This is a genomic window from Tolypothrix bouteillei VB521301 (assembly GCF_000760695.4).
GTDB lineage: Bacteria > Cyanobacteriota > Cyanobacteriia > Cyanobacteriales > Nostocaceae > Scytonema > Scytonema bouteillei_A.
In genome coordinates this window covers 4,186,293-4,205,943 of the sequence record NZ_JHEG04000001.1, presented here as the reverse complement: position 1 = coordinate 4,205,943, position 19,651 = coordinate 4,186,293, and the positions used below count along the sequence as shown (strand labels likewise).

At 40.8% G+C, this 19,651-nt stretch carries 15 protein-coding genes and 2 pseudogenes; 7 read left to right on the top strand and 10 right to left on the bottom strand.

The window, feature by feature from the left end:
- Positions 1-49: 49 nt before the first annotated feature.
- Positions 50-1,213 (top strand): FAD-dependent oxidoreductase, encoded by a 1,164-nt coding sequence (locus HC643_RS16730; RefSeq protein WP_336604374.1) that lies wholly within the window; start codon positions 50-52, stop codon positions 1,211-1,213.
- Between the two features lie 141 nt (positions 1,214-1,354).
- Positions 1,355-1,909, top strand: coding sequence for an RICIN domain-containing protein (locus tag HC643_RS16725; RefSeq protein ID WP_237265896.1), 555 nt, complete (start codon positions 1,355-1,357; stop codon positions 1,907-1,909).
- A gap of 152 nt (positions 1,910-2,061) precedes the next feature.
- Here HC643_RS16725 and HC643_RS16720 read toward each other — a convergent pair whose 3' ends face one another.
- Entirely contained in the window at positions 2,062-3,795 is a 1,734-nt protein-coding gene (locus HC643_RS16720) for an iron uptake porin (RefSeq protein ID WP_336604373.1), read from the bottom strand.
- Positions 3,796-3,843: 48 nt separating this feature from the next.
- Entirely contained in the window at positions 3,844-5,178 is a 1,335-nt protein-coding gene (locus HC643_RS16715) for a FecR family protein (protein ID WP_038072754.1), read from the bottom strand.
- Positions 5,179-6,065: 887 nt separating this feature from the next.
- Between HC643_RS16715 and HC643_RS16705 the strand changes: the two genes are divergently transcribed.
- From HC643_RS16705 to HC643_RS41400, 3 genes and pseudogenes are all read left to right on the top strand, one after another.
- Positions 6,066-6,617: a hypothetical protein gene (locus HC643_RS16705; RefSeq protein ID WP_038072749.1), complete on the top strand. Its 552-nt coding sequence runs from the start codon at positions 6,066-6,068 to the stop codon at positions 6,615-6,617.
- A gap of 589 nt (positions 6,618-7,206) precedes the next feature.
- Complete coding sequence (locus HC643_RS16700) at positions 7,207-8,181, top strand: RpnC/YadD family protein (RefSeq protein ID WP_050045881.1); 975 nt, start codon at positions 7,207-7,209, stop codon at positions 8,179-8,181.
- A gap of 6 nt (positions 8,182-8,187) precedes the next feature.
- Positions 8,188-8,391, top strand: a pseudogene (locus HC643_RS41400) (hypothetical protein); the annotation flags it as partial.
- Here HC643_RS41400 and HC643_RS16690 read toward each other — a convergent pair.
- The 3 genes from HC643_RS16690 to HC643_RS16680 all read right to left on the bottom strand — a co-directional run bounded on the left by HC643_RS16690 (position 8,388) and on the right by HC643_RS16680 (position 11,283).
- Positions 8,388-8,570: a hypothetical protein gene (locus HC643_RS16690; RefSeq protein WP_050045880.1), complete on the bottom strand. Its 183-nt coding sequence runs from the start codon at positions 8,568-8,570 to the stop codon at positions 8,388-8,390. The pseudogene HC643_RS41400 and the gene HC643_RS16690 sit on opposite strands and share 4 nt — an antisense overlap.
- Before the next feature lie 623 nt (positions 8,571-9,193).
- Positions 9,194-9,904 (bottom strand): ParB/Srx family N-terminal domain-containing protein, encoded by a 711-nt coding sequence (locus HC643_RS16685; protein WP_038072747.1) that lies wholly within the window; start codon positions 9,902-9,904, stop codon positions 9,194-9,196.
- The gene (locus HC643_RS16680; RefSeq protein ID WP_038072745.1) at positions 9,904-11,283 is read right to left on the bottom strand and encodes an AAA family ATPase; all 1,380 of its coding nucleotides are present in this window, start codon (positions 11,281-11,283) and stop codon (positions 9,904-9,906) included. Before HC643_RS16680 ends, HC643_RS16685 begins: the two co-directional genes overlap by 1 nt.
- A gap of 361 nt (positions 11,284-11,644) precedes the next feature.
- Here HC643_RS16680 and HC643_RS16675 point away from each other — a divergent pair.
- A pseudogene (locus HC643_RS16675) lies at positions 11,645-12,388 on the top strand (FtsK/SpoIIIE domain-containing protein); the annotation flags it as partial.
- Positions 12,389-12,481: 93 nt separating this feature from the next.
- Here HC643_RS16675 and HC643_RS16670 read toward each other — a convergent pair.
- The 4 genes from HC643_RS16670 to HC643_RS16655 all read right to left on the bottom strand — a co-directional run bounded on the left by HC643_RS16670 (position 12,482) and on the right by HC643_RS16655 (position 16,434).
- Entirely contained in the window at positions 12,482-13,255 is a 774-nt protein-coding gene (locus tag HC643_RS16670) for a TrkA C-terminal domain-containing protein (RefSeq protein ID WP_237265895.1), read from the bottom strand.
- 39 nt (positions 13,256-13,294) lie between these two features.
- Positions 13,295-14,533, bottom strand: coding sequence for an RNA-guided endonuclease InsQ/TnpB family protein (locus HC643_RS16665; RefSeq protein ID WP_050045131.1), 1,239 nt, complete (start codon positions 14,531-14,533; stop codon positions 13,295-13,297).
- 75 nt (positions 14,534-14,608) lie between these two features.
- On the bottom strand, positions 14,609-15,910 hold the full coding sequence (locus tag HC643_RS16660; protein WP_237265894.1) for an NAD-binding protein: 1,302 nt from the start codon (positions 15,908-15,910) through the stop codon (positions 14,609-14,611).
- Positions 15,911-16,215: 305 nt separating this feature from the next.
- Positions 16,216-16,434, bottom strand: coding sequence for a hypothetical protein (locus HC643_RS16655; protein ID WP_038092512.1), 219 nt, complete (start codon positions 16,432-16,434; stop codon positions 16,216-16,218).
- Between the two features lie 266 nt (positions 16,435-16,700).
- Between HC643_RS16655 and HC643_RS16650 the strand changes: the two genes are divergently transcribed.
- Positions 16,701-17,087, top strand: coding sequence for a hypothetical protein (locus HC643_RS16650; protein WP_038092517.1), 387 nt, complete (start codon positions 16,701-16,703; stop codon positions 17,085-17,087).
- Between the two features lie 157 nt (positions 17,088-17,244).
- On the opposite strand, the gene HC643_RS16645 is transcribed toward HC643_RS16650, so the two are convergent.
- Positions 17,245-19,587 carry a response regulator gene (locus tag HC643_RS16645; RefSeq protein WP_038092521.1) on the bottom strand — a complete coding sequence of 781 codons (2,343 nt, stop codon included), beginning with the start codon at positions 19,585-19,587 and terminating at the stop codon, positions 17,245-17,247.
- Positions 19,588-19,651 lie beyond the last annotated feature (64 nt).

The window sequence follows — 19,651 nt, the reverse complement described above, 5'->3', positions numbered from 1 at the left end:
ATTATGGAGTATCATGCGATCGCATAGGAAAAAACTCAAATTTAAGAAGTTGTCTAAACCATTGATAGAAAAAGTAGCTGTTATTGGTGCTGGACTTGGAGGTTTGGCTGTTGCTGTCGCACTCCGAAAGTTGGGGTGTGATGTTCAAGTGTATGAAAAAGCACAAGATTTTCGTCCTATTGGTGGTGGCTTGGGATTGCTACCAAATGGTTTAAATTTTCTAGATGCTATTGAACCAGGGATAGTAGAAACTATCAAAAATTCTGGTTGTGAGGTTAGCAAAACCCTTTTAAAGAATACTCAAGGTGAAACAATCCGTACTAATCCAGCAAGTAGATATCAGGATAAATACGGTCGGCCATTTATTACCGTTTGGTGGTGGCATTTGCAGCAAATTCTTGCATCTAAACTGCCATCTGAGAGCATTCATCTTGACCATCGCTGCATCGGTTTTGAACAAGACGATCGCTGCGTGTCAATATATTTTGAGAATGGGAAACGGGTGAGTGCAGATTTACTCATTGGAGCCGATGGTATCAACTCAGCGATTAGAGAATCTTTAATTGGAGACGGCAAACCCCGCTATTTAGGAAGTATGTCTTGGCGTACTGTTATCAATTACAAACAAGAAGCCCTTAATCCAGGTGAACTCGGATTTGTTCAAGGTAATCAAGAATTTATGTATCTGCTGAATGTTGGTAATGGGTATATTTCGTGGCTGTATCGCAGGCTATTACCAGATTTTACTCTTTCCCAAAATGTAGCTGAGGTCAAATCTAGGGTTCTCGCTCGATTAGCGGATTGGGGAGAATCGCTGCGAGCTCTCGTGGAAGCAACTCCAGCCGAGCAAATTTTGGAAGCACCAATTTGCGATCGCTTACCACTTAATTCGTGGAGTCAAGGAAGAGTGGTTTTGTTAGGTGATGCTGCTCATCCAATGGCACCTGCTTTGGGACAGGGGGCAAATTGCACGTTTGAAGACGCTTATGAATTAGCGTCGTGCTTGGGACAAGCATCTAGCATTCAAGAAGCTTTGGCTACCTACGAACAACGCCGTATCCCCCGCATGCATCTCATCCAAACCCGTAGCGCATTGGGTGAAATGCGGTACTATGCAACCGACACAGAGACTGCGGATCGGCAAATGCAGGAGCAGTCACAGATGAGTCGTGAAGAATTTCAAGATTGGATTTTTAATTATAAGCCCGATTGACCGGAATCGTTCAAAATGGGCTAATAAAGCTAAAAATAAATTAATTTTTTGTTATTTATAGGATAAAACTCTGTATAATACCTAAATCTGCACGTTATATGAGCTTTCTGTATATCCCTTGCTGTTATACAGAAACTTTTTGTGTCAACACTAATTGGCGAACGAAAATCAATGAACACAACGATCGGCAACCACTTGGCTAAAATTGCTTTGTTGGCTACAGTAACTTCTGTGACTGTAACTTTACCCTTAGTACAAAAGGTAACCGCTCAATCAACTTATCGTTTAAAAACGCAATTTACGGGAAGTAACAAATGTTTGGATATCATTAACGATGGTGTCAACAATCAACCTATTATGGCTGACTGTGGGAATTTCTCCGGGCAATTGTGGAGTGTAGAACCGACAGAGTATTCCGGTTATTTTCGTTTGAAAACACAATTTACAGGCAATAACAAATGTTTGGATATCGTTAATGATGGGATAAACAACCAGCCTAGGATGGCTGACTGTGGGAATTTCTCAGGACAATTGTGGAACATAGAAGCTACAGCGACTCCAGGTTTTTATCGTCTAAAAACACAATTTACAGGCAATAACAAATGTTTGGATATCGTTAATGATGGGATAAACAATCAACCTAGGATGGCTGGGTGTGGTAACTTCTCGGGACAATTGTGGAATTTATCGTTCTGAGTTTTGTAGCACGCACCTAAAACATTTGTGGACTATTGGGCAGATAGAAGAAGCAGACAAGACAAGCAAGTTGAAGAAAGCGATCGCCTTCTGAAGGTATCCCGCTCCATCCCTCTCACACATTTTTCAGTAGCGTTTCCCTTGCAGGGATCTTAGAAGTTAAAAGTTGTACGAATAGCTCCTACAAAAATGTCGTTGTTTCCAGAAATATGTCCGGGATCGGTGACGATAAAAAAGCCAGGAGTAATTGCGATGTTTTCGCTGACAAGAAAGCGGTAGAACACTTCATAGTGAGTGGAATTTCCAGTATCAGCTTGTTCAATTAAATAACCAGCATTTAACTTTGGGGGTAGACCGACTAAAAATCCAAACAAATCGCCTCTTCTACCAAAGGGGTCGTACAGCCCTAAAGACAGCAAATAAGTACTACTTAATACAACAGCATCTGACTTTAAAGAGTTTGTTACCATTAAACCGCCCCAAGCACCAAGAATAAGTCGATCTGTTAATTGCCATCTTATGCTTGTGTTGATAGCGTGAATCTGAGAGGGTTCGTTGATTCCCCCAGAGGTATCAGCATTGCTGCTACCCGTACCGGTGTCTAATTGACCGTCACTAGAATAAGCGTTCACATAAGCTAAACCAGCAACGAATGAGCTTGTTGGTTTGTACAAAAGTTGTACTCCTAAAGCACTGTGGTCTGCACCAAACACACCGTCTCTACTACTGTTGCTATTTCTAGTACCGTAAGCCAATTGCAGGCGCATTCGATCGGAAACTAACCAGTCAAAGCCCAAACCAGCATCAAGACTCCCAATTTTAAAAACGGGAGTTGAACTAGCAAACAGGGAAAGCGCTCCCAAACCAGCATCTGCGTAAGGTGAAGAGTTGGGGGTGAGAACACTACTTAAACTAAAGCCAACAGGCTTGAAGGTGAAAACGACGCGATCGCCCAGTCCCGCAAATCGGTATTCTAGAGAATCCAAGGATACATCGTTGTTATAATCTGCTTGCCAAGATAGCCTAGCCATGTTGGTGTTAAATGCATCAGGATTCCCAAAACCATCATTAGCCGTATTACCTGCAACCAACCCCACACGAAATAGGTCTTTTCCGGTGAAAGAAGAAACAAGTTGTAATTGTGTCAAGTGACTGAGAATTGTATTTGCTTCTCCTTTCCCTGGTGGGTCACCTCCAGACCCCGTTGCTAGTCCAAAGATAACTTGTCCTCCCAAGCGGGCTGTAGTTGAAAATTGTTGTGCTTGTATGTTTGCAGTATGAGCTTCAAGAGTATCTATACGACTTCGTAAAGTGACTAGTTCTGGTGCAAATTCTGCTTGCAACTGTTGTATCTTTTCTAAATCTTCTTTGTTGACTTTTTCTGTTAACCCAGCAGCAAGTAATTCATTGACTTTATCCAATACTGCATTCAATCCAGCAGCAAACTCATAACGAGTTAAGGTACGGTTACCTTTGAAAGTGCCATCAGAATAACCAGCAATGACACCATATCGTTCTACTAAGGATTGCAAAGCAGCAAAAGCCCAGTCGTTAGGTTGTACATCTGACAATTGCGATACTGATGTTAATCGTTCCATGCTACTTGTGTCTGGAACTTTAGATTCTTCTCCACTTTGAGCGACTTCAGTGAAATTCTTTATCTTATCCTCGGAAGTTATGGGAAATGAAAAATTCGGTTCAAATTGTTCTGGCTCAGTGCTTTGAACAATATTTTGCTGTGGTGAAAAAGAATCAGGCTTTGGCAAATTTTCCTGAATGAATTTGTTATTGTTTTCTACGTCTTCAGTTGTATTGGCTGCTAGAACTGGTGTAGATAAAAAAAATAGAGAAACTCCTGATAGGAGTAATAAATCTTTTCTGACCACAATCGTACCCCCACACCTTATATTTATATAATTAGGAAAAATTAGAAATTAGCGATCGCGAATTGCTCCAGTAGTTAAACTTCCACGAAAAGGAGCGCCCACAGCTGGTTCTTCACCGTTGACACCAAAAACTTCTATGCGCCTAGCTTGACCGTTACGCTCAATCACTGTACCACTCGCGTTGTTTCCACTTAAACCAGCAGAATTTGATATACCTGTACTACCATTGATGTTGATGGTTTGCTTGTCAAAATCGACTCCAATGGGAATTGGAGAGTTGGGATTATTATCAGGTATAAATTCAGCAGTATTGTTGCCAGTTCTTCTAAAAATACCAGTAATAACTTGTGGGTTTCTAATCCTAACTGTTGCTGGTTGGCGGGGATTTAAGTCACCTTCTGTTCCACCAAGTGCATCTCTTAAGAATGTGCTAGTAAATCCCTTTATTCTTTTAGCTTGATTCTTGAGTGCTGCCAACGTTTCAATCCGAACTGCTTGCAGTGTCTGCTGCACGGGAGGAGATTCTTGTGCTACAAGGTTTTCTTGCCCTGCTCCAAGACCGGCAGTTAGTGCAATGATTTTATAAAACCCCTGCAAGTCGAATTCCTGAACATTTCCCACCAATCCATTTTTGACTGCGACTGTTTGACCGCCAAGGAGAGAAACGGTTTTTTTCAACTGGCGATCGGATATTTTGATGTCCCCGTCCGTAAGAGCAAAAACTTGTGTGGTGTTATCTGTAGCGTTGTGTACGACCATAACTGCGCTCCCCTTCTGTGCTGGTAGAAAGAGATTGGGCGTGGGTGATGGCGGTTTAACAGTGTCGTTGTTATTTTGACTTAATTTGATGCTTTTGTTAGCGGCGAGACTGAGAATCTGTGCTGGTACTGGCAGATTTGAAGTTGAGGAAGATGTGGTTGCGGGGCGTGCTGCTAGGATGCTGATTTGGCTTTGAGGTGTTGCAACTTCAGTACCAACACTACCTGGTGGACTCAAAATTAATGCCGTGCCATTCTCAAGCTTAAAGATCATTTCATTTAAGGCGATGCGATTTGGAACCTGAAAGCGACGCAACCCAGGTTCAAACCGGAAGGTGGTACTTTCATCGACCCTAGCCACAGTCTTTTCATTGAAAAGAAGTTGGGCTTCAGAATTTGTTCCTGTCTTGATTGCATCTTGAGGAACGATGACATCTTTCAATGCGGCTCGTCGTGGAGACTGGTTTTTCAGTAACAACTCTGCAATCCCCATACGCAACAGCTTGTCAATTTCCGCACGGGTTAGCTCGGGGTTCTTTTCAGCCAGCACGGTTGTTGTCCAACATAGCGCTAGCAAAATGCCGACAACTAACTTTTGAGCCAATGACGAAACTTGTTGCCCCATAACAGCCTTCCCCACGGAAAATACTGGATATATTGATGATTTGATATATCGTGATTCATTTAAATATAGTTATTTTCCGCATAAAGTTTATAAAGTTTTTACTAAACTCAGTATAAGTTGGTGTGTTCAATCAACTGAATGACAAAAAGTGTTATGTATTTTAGTGAAATTCGAGGATGTCTAAGAAGTCTTATTTTAATACTTGCCTTAGCGATTAAAATCGCGGCTATAAAGGCAAAACCCACCTACGTGGGTTTCAGAACCTTGATTTTTCGTTACTCCTTGTCTTGCGGACTTCGTTTGTGTAGTAGTGAGTTCAAATAAAGCAGGCGGGGTTCCCAACCTATAACGCCGATAAAGTAATCCCAACAACCAGGTTTCTTTAAGTTGAGTCTACAAGATTCTTACGCAATCTCAAGAGTATTTTGGGTTTTTCACGCGTTGCAGATCTCCCAACCCTCTTAAAAAAGGAGGCTATGCAAAAGAGGTACTACCACCTTTTGTTGTACATAGGATTCGCTACTGTCAAATGCGATCGCTTTAAAAATATCTTGCAGAGTTGAACCGGAATCAACAGTCATACTAGCACCATGAGTCATCTAATTGTACTATTTTATATACACTTTTCTCAGTAGTTTAAAAAAATTCAATATACAATGAGTTACAAGCCATACTATAGACATGAAACTTAAATAAGCATTACTTGTTCACAATTACGCGGATATATAGAGCTTGTGTCTTATTATGCTCCAATCATTAACCTGACAAGGAATTGCATATTTCTAGAATGAAAATTCTCTACTCACCATTACCTGACCCAGAAGTAACCAATTCACAGTCAGCACCCTTCAATTAATTATGCAAGGGCTTAGTCAAGGAGTACAACCATGAAAGTTACTGTGCGGGATATTGAAATTTTTCAAAATATAGAACCCGAAGAACTCAGAAATTATCTACAAACGCATGGATGGCATGAAGATGGGTCGTTTATGAATAATGCCACGATTTGGCTGAAACAAGAACTAGAACGAGGTGAATTTGAAATATTGCTACCCAGTAGAAAAAATTTGGGAGACTACGCAACTAGAATTAGCGAAGCAACAGAAACTTTAGCGTTAGTAGAAAATCGCTCTCAGCTAGAGATTATTAATGAACTTATCACCACTGTGCCAAATACCCTTATTCAGGGAATTATCATGCAAATTGAACAGCCATTAGTAGACAAATTAAGCGGTGAAATTATACTTCTTGGTGTTGTAATTAATAAACTAAGAAAAATAAAAACGAAATTAAACGACCATAGTTATATTTTGGCTCTTAAAGCCTATCAAGATCGATTACCTATTCTTTGCAGGGGTGATTTAATTAAAGAAAATAATACCTTTACTCTCAAGAATCCTCACGATTTTACTTTGGATAACCAAATAATAGATACCTAATGTCTAATACCAATTCTATGTGAAGTTGCACATTATTGCCCTCACATTGGAAATGTGGGGCTATACAAACAAAGCCTGCCTTCGCAGGCTAATTGTATGCATCTTCATAGAAAATTGGTATAAATCCGGACTTGTGTTATGAATTCAGAGGCGTAAAGTCAAAAAATATAGTTAAACTGTGAGTATATCTAAAGGAATTATTTCTCTGTTTTCAGGTGCGGGAGGTTTATTGATAGGCATATTGTTAGCTAGTCTAAAACCAGTACTGAGTGTAGGTTAACTTAACGCGAATGTGCTCGTCTTTGACCTTTCCGCGATCGCTACGTGTTTTCAGGTAACACATCATCTATAGCAATTCATCTCAAAAATGTATTTCCGCCCCTTGTGGCTGTGACATTGACATTATTGATGGTGTTAAGCTGATTGCAAGCAGTTACATCATTGATTTTCTTGCCATCTATCGATAGATACGTTTTAACCGTGCTTTAGAAAAGTTTCCTTACGCAATATAGCGTGGATTTGTTGAAGGTGGCGAAGTCTTGTGGTAAAACGTCCTAGTAACATTTAGGACTGTATTGACTCTAACGGCATGACGGAACCAGAAACCAACATTCCTGCAAATTACGACGAATCGTGGAAAGTAGCGATTGAACAGTATTTTGAGGCATTTGTTGCCTTCTTCTTCCCAGAAGCACATCGGGAAATCGCATGGGAGCGGGGATACGAATTCCTCGACAAAGAGTTTACCCAGATTGTTCGGGATGCTGAAATTGGCACGCGCTTCGTTGATAAGCTTCTTAAGGTCTGGCTCAGAGACGGCTCTGAAGCGTGGCTTCTCCTGCATATCGAAATACAAAGTCAAACGGACAGCGGTTTTGCAAAACGAATCTTTACCTATAACTATAAAATTTTTGACCGCTATGGTCGAGAAGTGGTAAGTTTAGCCGTGCTGGGCGACGAACAACCCAACTGGCGACCCCAGGAATATGGTTACGGGCGCTGGGGCTGCTCTATGCAACTGCGGTTTCCCATCATTAAATTGTTAGACTATACCTGGGAAACGCTGGAGGCGAGCAGTAACCCGTTCGCTGTGGTAGTGATGGCGCATCGCAAAACCCAAGCTACGATCCAAGCCGCCCCAGAGCGGTTGCAATGGAAACTACGCTTGATCAAAGGTCTTTACAGACGCGGGTATAGCCGACAAGATATTATCAATATATTCCTGGTACTGGATAGCATGATGCGCCTGCCGGAACCATTGGAAGTTACCTTTCGGGACGAACTGAGACAATTCGAGGAGGAAAATCAAATGCCCTACATTAGCAGCATCGAGCGCATTGGACGACAAGAAGGACGACAAGAAGGACGACAAGAAGGACAACACGAAAAGGCAAAGAATTTAATTCAAAGCTTGCTCAAGAGTCGGTTTGGTGTTCTTAACGAGGAGCTTTCATTAATCGTTGAGCCACTGACACAATTGCCGGATGATGAAGTCGCCAACCTTTTGCTCACCTCTTCCCGTGAGGAATTGGTAACGCGCTTTGGACAAAGCACTTTGCAATAAGATAATGTTACTCCCATTATCCGTTCTAATTTACCGGAACGAGTTGCACTCCGAAGCGCGAGTGAGGCGGATTCAGCAATTATTTTGGGCGGCAAACAAACGGATGCTGCTCGCTTACTTGGGAAAGGGGATTTGCTTTACTTAGCTAGCTCTCAGTTCCAACGTCTGCAAAGTTTACTAGCAATAGATTTTCAGATTTTGTCAATCTAAAGTGTTCTGCTCAAGGCTAGCTCTACAAGACGACGATAAACCTCAAAACGCTCCTTCTTAGAAGCCTGGTAAGCTTTCCAAGCGTCAGACTTCTTAATATCTGATTTTACTGAAGAAGTCGCAGATTCTACATTTTGTTGCTGTTCTGATTCTTTATTAGTATATATTTTTTTATACATATTTCGGTAGTTGAGTGATGAAGGTCAACAGGCACGGAAAAGCTAAAATCCTTACACACAGTTTAATAGACTGCGTAATCGAAAATTATTAATGCCGTAAAAATGGCGGAAGAACCATATTCCATGAGTATGAACGACCTAATGAATTTATTTTGAACGAGTCGAAAACAGCAAAAGAAGCTGTGGAGTTGGTTTTTCAAGAGCGATCGCTAAACTGAGTCCTGCTCTAATGCATACTGAATCTTTACTCGAATCCCTGACGTATAACCTTGGTTAAGCGCTGTTTTTACAGGAGAAAGTTATGGGGCACTTCTATTATTGGCAATCCTTAATGTCTAACCTTGTTTAAGAGCTGTTTTTGCAGAAGAAAGTCATGAGTAGAGACAAACGGCTTACACTTGAACAATCCCAACTGCTCTTACAAGCACGAACAATGGGAACAGCAACGCGATCCCCATCTTTATGGCAGATTCAGAACTTGCACGACTAGCTGCAGTAATACTTCATGACGTTGGGCAAGAAAACTTAATTTCTTCCCCTAGAAGATTACCTATGAGTGTAGGGTGAACATTGCTCACAAACCTTGAACGGTGGACATTGCCCTCTTTTCATTTTACTAGTAACTAACTTCTTGACCACTCATCAATGATAGTCACGATTGTTTTATCACCCAATCCTTTAACAGATTTTACCACATCACGGTAATCTTCAAATTCATGCTTTGCCTTTTTACTATTTCGAGCATCAAAGATAGCTTTGGCAAGTTTTTCAGCACTGGGAATTCTAGAACGTTGTAATTTCATAGATAACTCTTCCTGACTTAAAGTGTTTAATAAGTTGAGCGGGTCGAGTCGTAGAGGAATCAAATTTTGAATTTCTTTTAACTTATCGTCTACGCTTTGTCGTTCTTTAGCTAGTTCTGACTTTAACTCATTCATCTGTTTTTCAACCCGTAATTCTAGATTTGAAAAACGTTGTTCTAAGTTTGTTGCTTCTATAGGTGGTTTCACTATTTTTCCAGATGATTCGTCATCTCTGAGAACTTCAGCTTGCTTGACAACTGTATCCTCTATTTTTGGAGAAATTACAAATGCATTCACCATTTCCCCTTTACGAGGATTTTTTTCTTTTGCTCTGACAGCAGCGTGATATTCAAGATGTCCATCAACTACACTATAACTTTCTGCTCCCGTTGCTTTAATAATTAAAGGTCTAATCAATCCTCCGCTTTCGATAATAATGTCTGCTAGAGTATCTAAATTAGCCTCCGAGAAATTCGATCTAGGTACATCAGAAGATATACTTTTTACATCTACAAGTGAAAAATTAATCATTATTTAACTCCCATTTTTTGGAGAACTTCTTTCGCTAAAACCTCAAATTCCATGGCAGATTTTTGAGCTTCTGTTTTAACTTCTTCTCCATATTTAATAACAGATTTTGGGTCGGGATACTCTAAATCTCCAACTGTTATACTTTGATTTAAACATTCTGATAGTACTGTTCTATCATATATGACAGCTTCCATAAGAGGTAGTTGATATCTTTCTGTAATTACACTCCGTTGTCTGGGAAAAGTATATTGTAAGTATTTTGAATTAGTTGATATTTTAGAGGCTAATACTCCCAATATCTGAATAGGTGGCTTTCCTATAACTTCTCTATTTTCATTTATTTGATTAACAAAATTCTTTACTGTTGGTAACCCCTGATTAGCAAATGGTTTTAGATCTGAAGGAATTATCAAATAATCAGCAGTAATTAAGGCGACTTCAGCATACAAATCTCTAGAGGGTGGTGTATCAATGATTACAATATCATAATTTTGCTCTACCCGTTTTAGTTTAGCAATTAGTCTTTTTCTACTGGCAAGTATTTTATTAAGTGTTTCCTGAGCTTCAATTAATGTTATATGAGATGGAATTACATCTAATTCTGGATTATTAAAATACTGAGACTGACGCACAATATCGGGAATAAAGTTAAAATCACCTGATTCTATTAAATGGTATACGTTTTTATCTCTTAAATCGTCATCTTCTTCAAACTGAAATTTAATTAAACCTGTAGCAAAAGTAGAATTGGCTTGAGAATCTATATCTATTAGAAGAACTTTTTTGCCTTTTTTTCTAAATGTTGCTGCTAAATTGACTGCAATAGTTGTTTTGCCTACTCCACCTTTGTTATGATAAACTGCAATAGTTTTCATGATTTTTTGCCTCTTAGTTTCAGAAATATAATTATATTCAGTTATTTTTACGTCCCTATTTAGAGTCTGTCTTAGTTTCAAGTTATCTCTGCCTATTAAATTGGAAATTTTATCTAGATTTTTTTCAACTTCTTTACCCGTACATTGAAATACTAGTTGAATATTATTTTGATGATTTTGATATATTCTCACATCCTTACCATTAGTTAATAATCCATATGCAACGTTTAGCGTTATTAAATAATGCTTGAGCCGAGGGACATGATTATTCAGGTTTTGCTGAGGGTGTTTTGCCTCCATCACAACACTTAATGGAGAGTTAGCATCTAGTACAAAGGGGATTACTTGTACAGCAAATGCTAAAAAATCCAGCCGGATACTGCCTACAGTAACTTCTTGATGCCAGGTATCAGGAGTATATCCTAGCTGTGGTAGCAAGTACTGGACTATAAGTTTGCTTTCGACTTCACTTTCATTACGGCAAAGTTCAGGATTAAAAGCCAATCTATTTTACCTCGTATAAAATAGAATAATTATCAAAACTTTAATACTTGTTTCATTATGGCATAAGTATATTTTTTAAACTCCCAAGTTTCACTAATATTATTAAGTATAATTTTATACTTAATAAAGTAGTACCGCATAGCGTCAAGAGAAATCCCATTCTTGAAAACTTGAAATTATGGTCAAAACTAGGGGGTAAGATAGTAAAAATACTTACACCAACATATAGTAGTCAGTTTTTTGGTGAAGACTAGCCATGCTAGTCTCTACATTAACGAAATATCAACTTTTACAGCAGAGACTTTTACAGCAGAGAGAAAACGTGTTTTTTGCTCCTGTTGTGACTACTGTACCGACGCTCTCAGCACCTGTGAAAATTGCGATCGGAGTTAATTTAGATGGACAACTCGTAGAAGCAGATTTGTCCGATCCAAATACCTGTCATTTCTTAGTTGGTGGTACCACAGGAAGTGGTAAGAGTGAGTTTTTGCGATCGCTCCTTCTCAGTCTTATTGTTCGTCATTCCCCAGAATACCTACAGATTGCCCTTGTCGATCCTAAAAGAGTCACCTTCCCAGAGTTTGAGGAGATGCGGTGGTTGCATTCACCGATTGTTAAAGATAGCGAACGTGCGATCGAACTTATGAATGAATTGGTGGCAGAAATGGAATCGCGTTACCAGCGATTTGAAAAAGCTGGGTGTGCCAATCTAAAAACTTACAATCAACGTTCTCGTCAGTTTTTACCTCGTATCGTCTGCATTTTCGATGAATACGCTGACTTTATGGCAGAAAAAGAATCTCGTGCAGCATTAGAACAAAGCATTAAAAGGTTGGGTGCAATGGCGCGGGCTGCTGGAATTCATCTGATTATTGCTACTCAACGCCCAGAAGCTGGAGTAGTTACTCCCATTATCCGTTCTAATTTACCGGGACGGGTTGCACTCCGAACAGCAAGTGAGGCGGATTCAGCAATTATTTTGGGTGGCAAACAAACGGATGCTGCTCGCTTACTTGGGAAGGGGGATTTGCTTTACTTAGCTAGCTCTCAGTTCCAACGTCTGCAAAGTTTACTAGCAATAGATTTTCAGATTTTGTCAGTCTAAAGTGTTCTGCTCAAGGCTAGCTCTTACTAAACTAAGTGAAAACGCATACTCTAAATAGCATAAAGGTTGCGATCGATACTAAAGTTAGCGATTTCATGGCTGCTCATTGAAGATTGCACTTGCCACAACCTGCACTTTTCTAAGCTCGCGTACAAGACGTTGAGCTTGATATTTATAAAGTGGTGTTGGCAACACTCCGGGCAAATTATCGATCCATTGCCTAGCATGAGTAGAACTGCATCCCGCAATCAAACTGATTTTCTCTGCACCCCTAGCAATAGCATTTTGAGTCAGAGCTTGTTCAACCTGCACTTGCCAAAGGCGAGGAAGCATTTCACCCCATTCAATTCGCTGCAAACCACTGCTTGTCGCTAAAACAATCAAGCGATCGCCTGCATAAAGCGTCACGTCATCCCAAGGCATTAACGAGTAATTTTCTTGCCGATACTTTTGGTAGAGAATTGGAACAACACCGTAGCCGTGAGCTATTTCAGAAAGAAGCAACCCATTGAGGGTATCGCCTTCTTCGATGTTGTATTCTGTCACCATAACTATTTGAGCATTCAAGTGAAAGAAACTGAGAACGTTTTCTCCAAAAGCAGCACAAGCAAAGACTTCCGCAGAGAACACCGCACCACACAGAACTTGGGCATAGGGAAATAGAGGAGCTATATTGTCACAAAATTGGCGATCTTGAGTGCGGATAATCAAGCGACTGGTGGGGTTCATTGCATGAGCCACCAGAGCAATTTCCAGATTTTCCATATTATCGTCCCCCACTAAAACGATGCTTTTGGCATGAGGGAGATTCACCTTAGCCAGTGCTTCGGTAATATTACCAACAACCAGAGGCATATCAGTTGACATACTCACCGGGCTGAAGCCACGGTGATTCTAGTTCATGGTTCACAGAAGTCCACTTGCTATATCGAGTTTCCCTTCAATAGTAGAGGCGGTCTTCTCCCCATGCTTTCCCTCGCAAGAGGCGGATTCTTCTTGCCCAGAAGTACCGTTTAGTTGCCACTCAGTACCGAGTATCTTCATTCCTTTTTGCAAAATGTTCAGAGCCGCATTGGTATCTCGGCATAGTTCAATTTTGCACTTAGGACAGGAATGCGTTCTGGTACTGAGAGATTTTTTCACTCTATGACCGCAATTAGAACAATCTTGTGATGTGTAGTTAGGTGACACCGCCACAACTGCTTTGTCCCAAATCTTGCCATAATAGTCTAGCCATTGAGTGAATTGATACCAACCAGCATCAGAAATGGACTTAGCCAATTGATGATTTTTTACCATATTGGCAATCTTTAAATCTTCATAGACAACCACATCGTTAGAGTGGACTACGCACCGAGCTTGCTTAATTGCCCAGTCTTGACGCTGCCTCTGAATTTTTAGATGGATTTTACCCAGTCTTTTCCTTTGTCTGTGATAGTTTTTTGATTGGGGTTTAGCACCCTTGACGAATTTCTTACTCAGACGGCGTTGGGCTTTCTTTAATCGCTTTTCTGACGAACGCAAGAATTGTGGATATATCACGGCATTATCGTGTTGATCTTTGGTGAAAAACTTTAACCCCAAATCTAACCCAACAACGTTACCCGTATATTTTCCTGTTTCCTTGCGGTCAGCATCAAAGCAAAACTGAGCATAATAACCGTCTGCTTTTCTAATTACTCGCACCCGATTAATCTTTAATCTGTGCAAGTCTTCTTGAGTTTCATTGTTGCAAAATATAGAAAAAGTTCCAGCCTCAAAGCCGTCAGTGAAGGTGATTGATTTACAATCACTTGATAACTTCCATCCCGAAACTTTGTACTCTACCGAGCGGCAATGTTTTTTGAATTTTGGATAGCCTTTCTTCCCCGAACCTTTTTTGCATCGTGAATAAAACGTAGAGATAGCAGCCCAAGCCCGTTCAGCACTAGCTTGTCTAGCAGCAGAGTTTAACTTCTTTGCGAAAGGAAACTCTGCTGCCAAATCTTTGCATAAGTTGTACAAAATAGCTTTACTAACTCCTTTATTGTCCATCCAAAACCGTACAGCTTTATTTCTAATAAACTGCGTTGTTCTGATAGCCTCATCAAGGGCTAAGTATTGCTCTTTGGTTCCGTTTTTTAGCTTGGCTTCTCTTACTATCATGTCCTGATTATAACATATTTTATCTGCTATATTGCTAGATAAAATAATGTAAAGCCGTCCTTGAAGGACGGGGCTTTAAACCCAGTTTTTTGGTAAAATATGTTTGTCGTGGGCGATGGGATGAATCCCCACTAGCGGCTGGTTGAGTTCTTGCAAAAGAGCAGCCACTCTCTGTCCCAGACAATTTAAGCCAATGAGCACTACATGGTTGCGTTGTGGGATGGGAGGAGCGGAATTAAAAAACTGGAATCTTGAAGTCACAAGAGCATCAGTCAGCAGTGCATACAGGACTCCTACGAAAGCTTGACCTGTTAGCGTCAATCCCAAACTGAACAACCGCAACCACCAAGGTATAGAATCTGATTCCTGTAATTGAGATACAAACTTAACACTGCCAAATAAATCTCCGTATCCTCCTAAAAGTAAGACGGCTGTTGCATAAAACGCTTCTTGGAGGGTGATGTGAGGATAATACAAGCAGTAAAGAATTATGCCAACAAGCCACAAGACTAATACGGTAATTGCATAGATTGTCGCAATTCGCCGGATTTGATTTTGACTTTGGTAGTAAGATTGCCAAAATCGCACGATTTTCTGCCTGAGATTCTTCGCCGTGATGCCTTGGAGAAAATGTTGCCACTGCCACCAAAGGTTGCGAGATCTTGTTGTATGTTGCTCAAATAAAGTCAGTTCGCTTGCAACATCAATATAAACCAGTGTGTCTCCTACCTGTACTTCTGCTTCTGGATTCCAGTCATAAAATTGTTTCGGTGGGTGAGATGAAACGGGTGTGTGACTCAAGATACAGCGAGTTGTTAAATTAAGTCTATAGACTGGTTTGCCCTTGCACCAGCTATCCTGTGGTTTTACTTGATGTTCTATAACTCGCAACAGTTGCCCTTCAACCGTAAAATATCCAATAGCTTCAGATCCAAGGGCTGTCAGAGCGAAGGCATGAGCCGAAAGATGGGTAGGCTCAAAGGCAACAAAATTTCCTAAATTTTCATACAAGAGCTCGTTAAAATTTTGTTTGTCAGAACGTACAATCAGGCGAACTTGCGGATTGATACGCCGTGCTGCAAACGCAGCTTCTATATTCATCCGCTCATCTCTTGTTACTAAAAGTATAGAACGGCACTGACGTATACCTGCCTGCTCTAAAACACTTGGCTGGCGACAGTCTCCTACGATCAAGTTTTCCAGCAAGCTGGATAGTTCTGAGACTTCCCAATGTTCGGGCTCTATATCGTCAATGGCGCTGACTTTAACATCATACTTTTTGAGGACTGCGACACAATGTTGCCCTAAACCTTTGAGCCCGCATACTAGGAAAAGGTCTTGCTTTTTTTCTTGATTTGTAGCACCTGATGGACACATTTTATGTTTATGGCAGCATGACAGCCAATGACCTACTCAAACTAAGGATTCTCAGTAATAAAGTAGCTTAAAATTGCTGTTAGGATACTTTTCCATCAGATAAAGTTAACTTTGGTGCAGTAATTTGCCTCCAGAATTCTATTCTAAAGCTATACAAACTAAGTTCACCTACATGGGCTTAGTTTGTATAGCCGTGATTTCCAATCGCCCGATATTTTTTCCAAATTATGATGTTCCGGTTGCTCAAATCCCCGACTTCTCCTAAAAGAAGCCGGGGCTCTTGCAGTTCCAGTACACGATCGCGTTTACTCTTCGTCTTTTTGAGGTTTCCGATCGGGGCGCTCAAGAGCAGGAGGATAATCAACAAATTCGTCAGTTCTGATTGTCTCAGTTGTTAAAACGCCTTCTTGCAAAATATCTTCAGGATCTGATGATTTATCGGCTGCTGATAAGTTAATTTGACCGTTTGCATTAACGTTAGGTTTATCAGCACTTCCTTTGTGATTGGCATGACCACCAGGCATAGTTGTTTCCTCAGTCTTATAAATATACCATCAGCCTAAACTTACTTATTATGCGGAATACACTGTCACAAGTCTTAAACTCTCTCAAATCCTTCCCTTAACTTTAGGGGGATTTCACTACTATAAAACCCAACCAGCCACACTTTTAGGTGATGTTACAGAACAACTATAAGCGCTATCTTAAAAATAAGGAGAGTTCTTTAAAGTTGTAAACTCCTCCCTTTACTTTGTGTTTGGTGCTCGTAGGGCTTCCAACGGAGGTCAGAATGAAAAAAATTATTATTGCCAGTCTATTAACTTTAGCCACTACAACTGGATTTTTACTGAACAATGAAGCGGCTGAAGCAGACCACGGACGCTATTACCGTTATCATCGCTATCCCAGGTACAGAGAATCAATCAGCTACTGCTACCCTGTCACTCAATGGCAAGTAGACGAAGATCCCGCTTATCATCCTCAAGCTTATGCTGATGGATACCGCCAAGGACAACAAAGTTCTAGAAAAGGCAATGCGTATAAATCTCGTACTGCTGGGGGTGAATTTGCACGCGGTTTTGATGACGGTTATTACGGAAGGGAATTTAAAGGTCAAAAAAATGTAGTTCCCAATACGGTTCTGCCGTATACTACAACACAATGCAGTTGGTGGTAAAACAGTATTTTTGATTGACCTCTGCCGCTAGTTTCAGAATTTTGTCAAAATAGAAGTTATGCACAACCGTGTTAATTCTTTTTTTAAAGCAAGATGGGTGTGAGGAATTTTCTCAATGAATTGAATTAATTTTTCAGCATCAACTTCCAAGTCTTTCCTAGCTCCTAACCCCTATTTTCAAACTAGCAACTTGATAAAGCGATCGCACTGTCAATCCATCATTAGGATACTCAACAACCGCAAAATGGCAGATAGCTTGGTAGCGAATTCCCTCTGGTGTTATAAATATTTGCTGGCGAAGATCTGTCAAAATGTCACAGAGGCGATCGCTAGCTTCTTCTTTTGTCATTCCAGATATCCCCACTACAAATTCTCCATGACCCCAATAACCGATCGCTTCGCCACCTCGAAATGCAGATTGTAAATAGCGGCTCCACCGTTGTATTACCTGGTTTCCGGCTTCATGACCGTACTGGATATTAATTTGATGTAATTCTGTTACACTCAGTAACACCAGACAAACAAGATGGCAATTAACTCTTGCGCGATCGATCAGGTTATTGAGATCGCGGCTAGACTGAAATTGATTTGCCAGCCCGGTCAGCGGATCTTTGCTTGAAAAAGACTGAAGCAGGCGAGCGCGTTCCAGGCGATTGGTAATTCTAGCCATAAGTTCTGCACCCACAACAGGTTTAACCACATAATCATCTGCTCCAGCCGCAAACACTTGTTGCACCGTTTCTAAATCTCGATGAGCCGTTAAAAATAAAATTGGTAATCCTTGCCAATTCAGGTCAGTGCGAACAGCTTGGCAAAGTTCTATACCATTTAAATGTGGCATCTCTACATCTAATATCAGGAGATCGGGGTTTGTTGCTTGCAACACTTCCCAAAAATCAAGTGGGTTCTCTAACCCGGTCATCCAAATACCCCAAGGTTCCAGCATGGAACGCAGTGTTGCTAGAATGACTGGATCGTCATCAACAACCAGTAGATTTGTCCCCTGAGACTGATGCTGTTGTAATATTTGATACGAGATATCCCAAACTCGCTCTGCTGTCACTGGTTTTACTAAAAATCCTCGCGCTCCAGAACGCGCTGCTGTCACTCTATCCACTAAAGCATCTACTGTCGCAAGTACAACAAATGGTATGGGAGGAGTTCGCTTTGCCAAGTCTAGCAACAATGCCAAACTCTCATCCCGCCATCCTACTTCCTCAATACTGAGAACTACTAAGTCTGGTGATGTTGTCTGCAACCAAGTTTTCGCTTCCTTAAGAGTTGTTACTTGTTGCCATCCCATCCCTACAGATTGTGCTAGTTGTTGTAACTCCAAACCAAATTTTGTATTGGGGTCGATGAGTAGAAGGCGATTTGGAGATTGGGAATTGGGGATTGAAGAGACAGGAGAGATGGGTTGTTGGTTGAGATTTAATAAGTCTGTTAACTGCTGGATGAGCGATCGCAGTTGATGTTTTTGGGGTGAAAGCAACTCACTATTTTCCGCCAACAATTCCTCAATTTGCCTTGCGATTTGAGTACCAGTTTCTAGCTCAAACATTCCCAGAACACCTGCAAGCTTGTGGGCTTGTTGTTGTGCTGACTGGTGTAACTCAACTGTAAGCGTTCCACCTGCAACAGCAACTGCGGCTTTCTGCAAAACTTCCATCCTTTCCACCATCAGCCCTTCATACTGCTTCCACAAACCGCCCATTGCTTCGTTAAATTGCTGTTCGACGGAAGGAGATAAGGAGCAAGGAACCGCAATCTCTGTCTCCCCTGTCTCCCTTGTCTCCCCCATCTCCCCTATCCCCTCTACCCCCCCCACAACCTTTGGATTGATGCGATAGCCCAAGCCGTAAACGTTTTCAATCCAATCAACTGCTCCAGCTACTTTTAGTTTTTGTCGCAAACCTTTGATATGGGATTTGACGGTTTCTTCTTGTGGAGGATCGTCAAAAGTCCAGAGATGTTCGATAATGTTTCCCCGACTGAAGACTCGCGAAGGATTTCGCATAAATAGCTCTAGCAAGCTGTATTCTTTAGGTGTGAGTACGAGTTCTTTTCCAGCATAGGTTACCTGACAACTACTTGGATTGAGCTGTAAGACTCCTACTTCTAGTACTGGGGTATGAGGAACTTCTCCCCGACGTAATAGCGCTCTGACTCTTGCTTGGAGTTCCTCTAAATTTAAGGGTTTGATGAGATAATCATCCGCACCTGCGTCTAATCCGCGAATGCGATCGCTGCTTGCTTCTCTCGCTGTCATTAACAAAATTGGTGTCAAACAACCTTGAGAACGCAGTTTCTGACATAAAGAGATACCGTCTAGCTTTGGTAATTCTACATCCATTAAGATGAGGTCATAATTTGCGCCGACTGCGTACTCCCAACCAATTCTTCCATCTTTTGCTGTATCTACTACATAAAGTTGTTTTGTTAGACACTGCAATAAAATATTTACTAAAACTTCATCATCTTCAACTAGTAAAATTCGCATTGCTAAAACTGTCTTTCTTAAAATACTTACTTTATATATATAGCAATCCTAAATCATTTGTAAA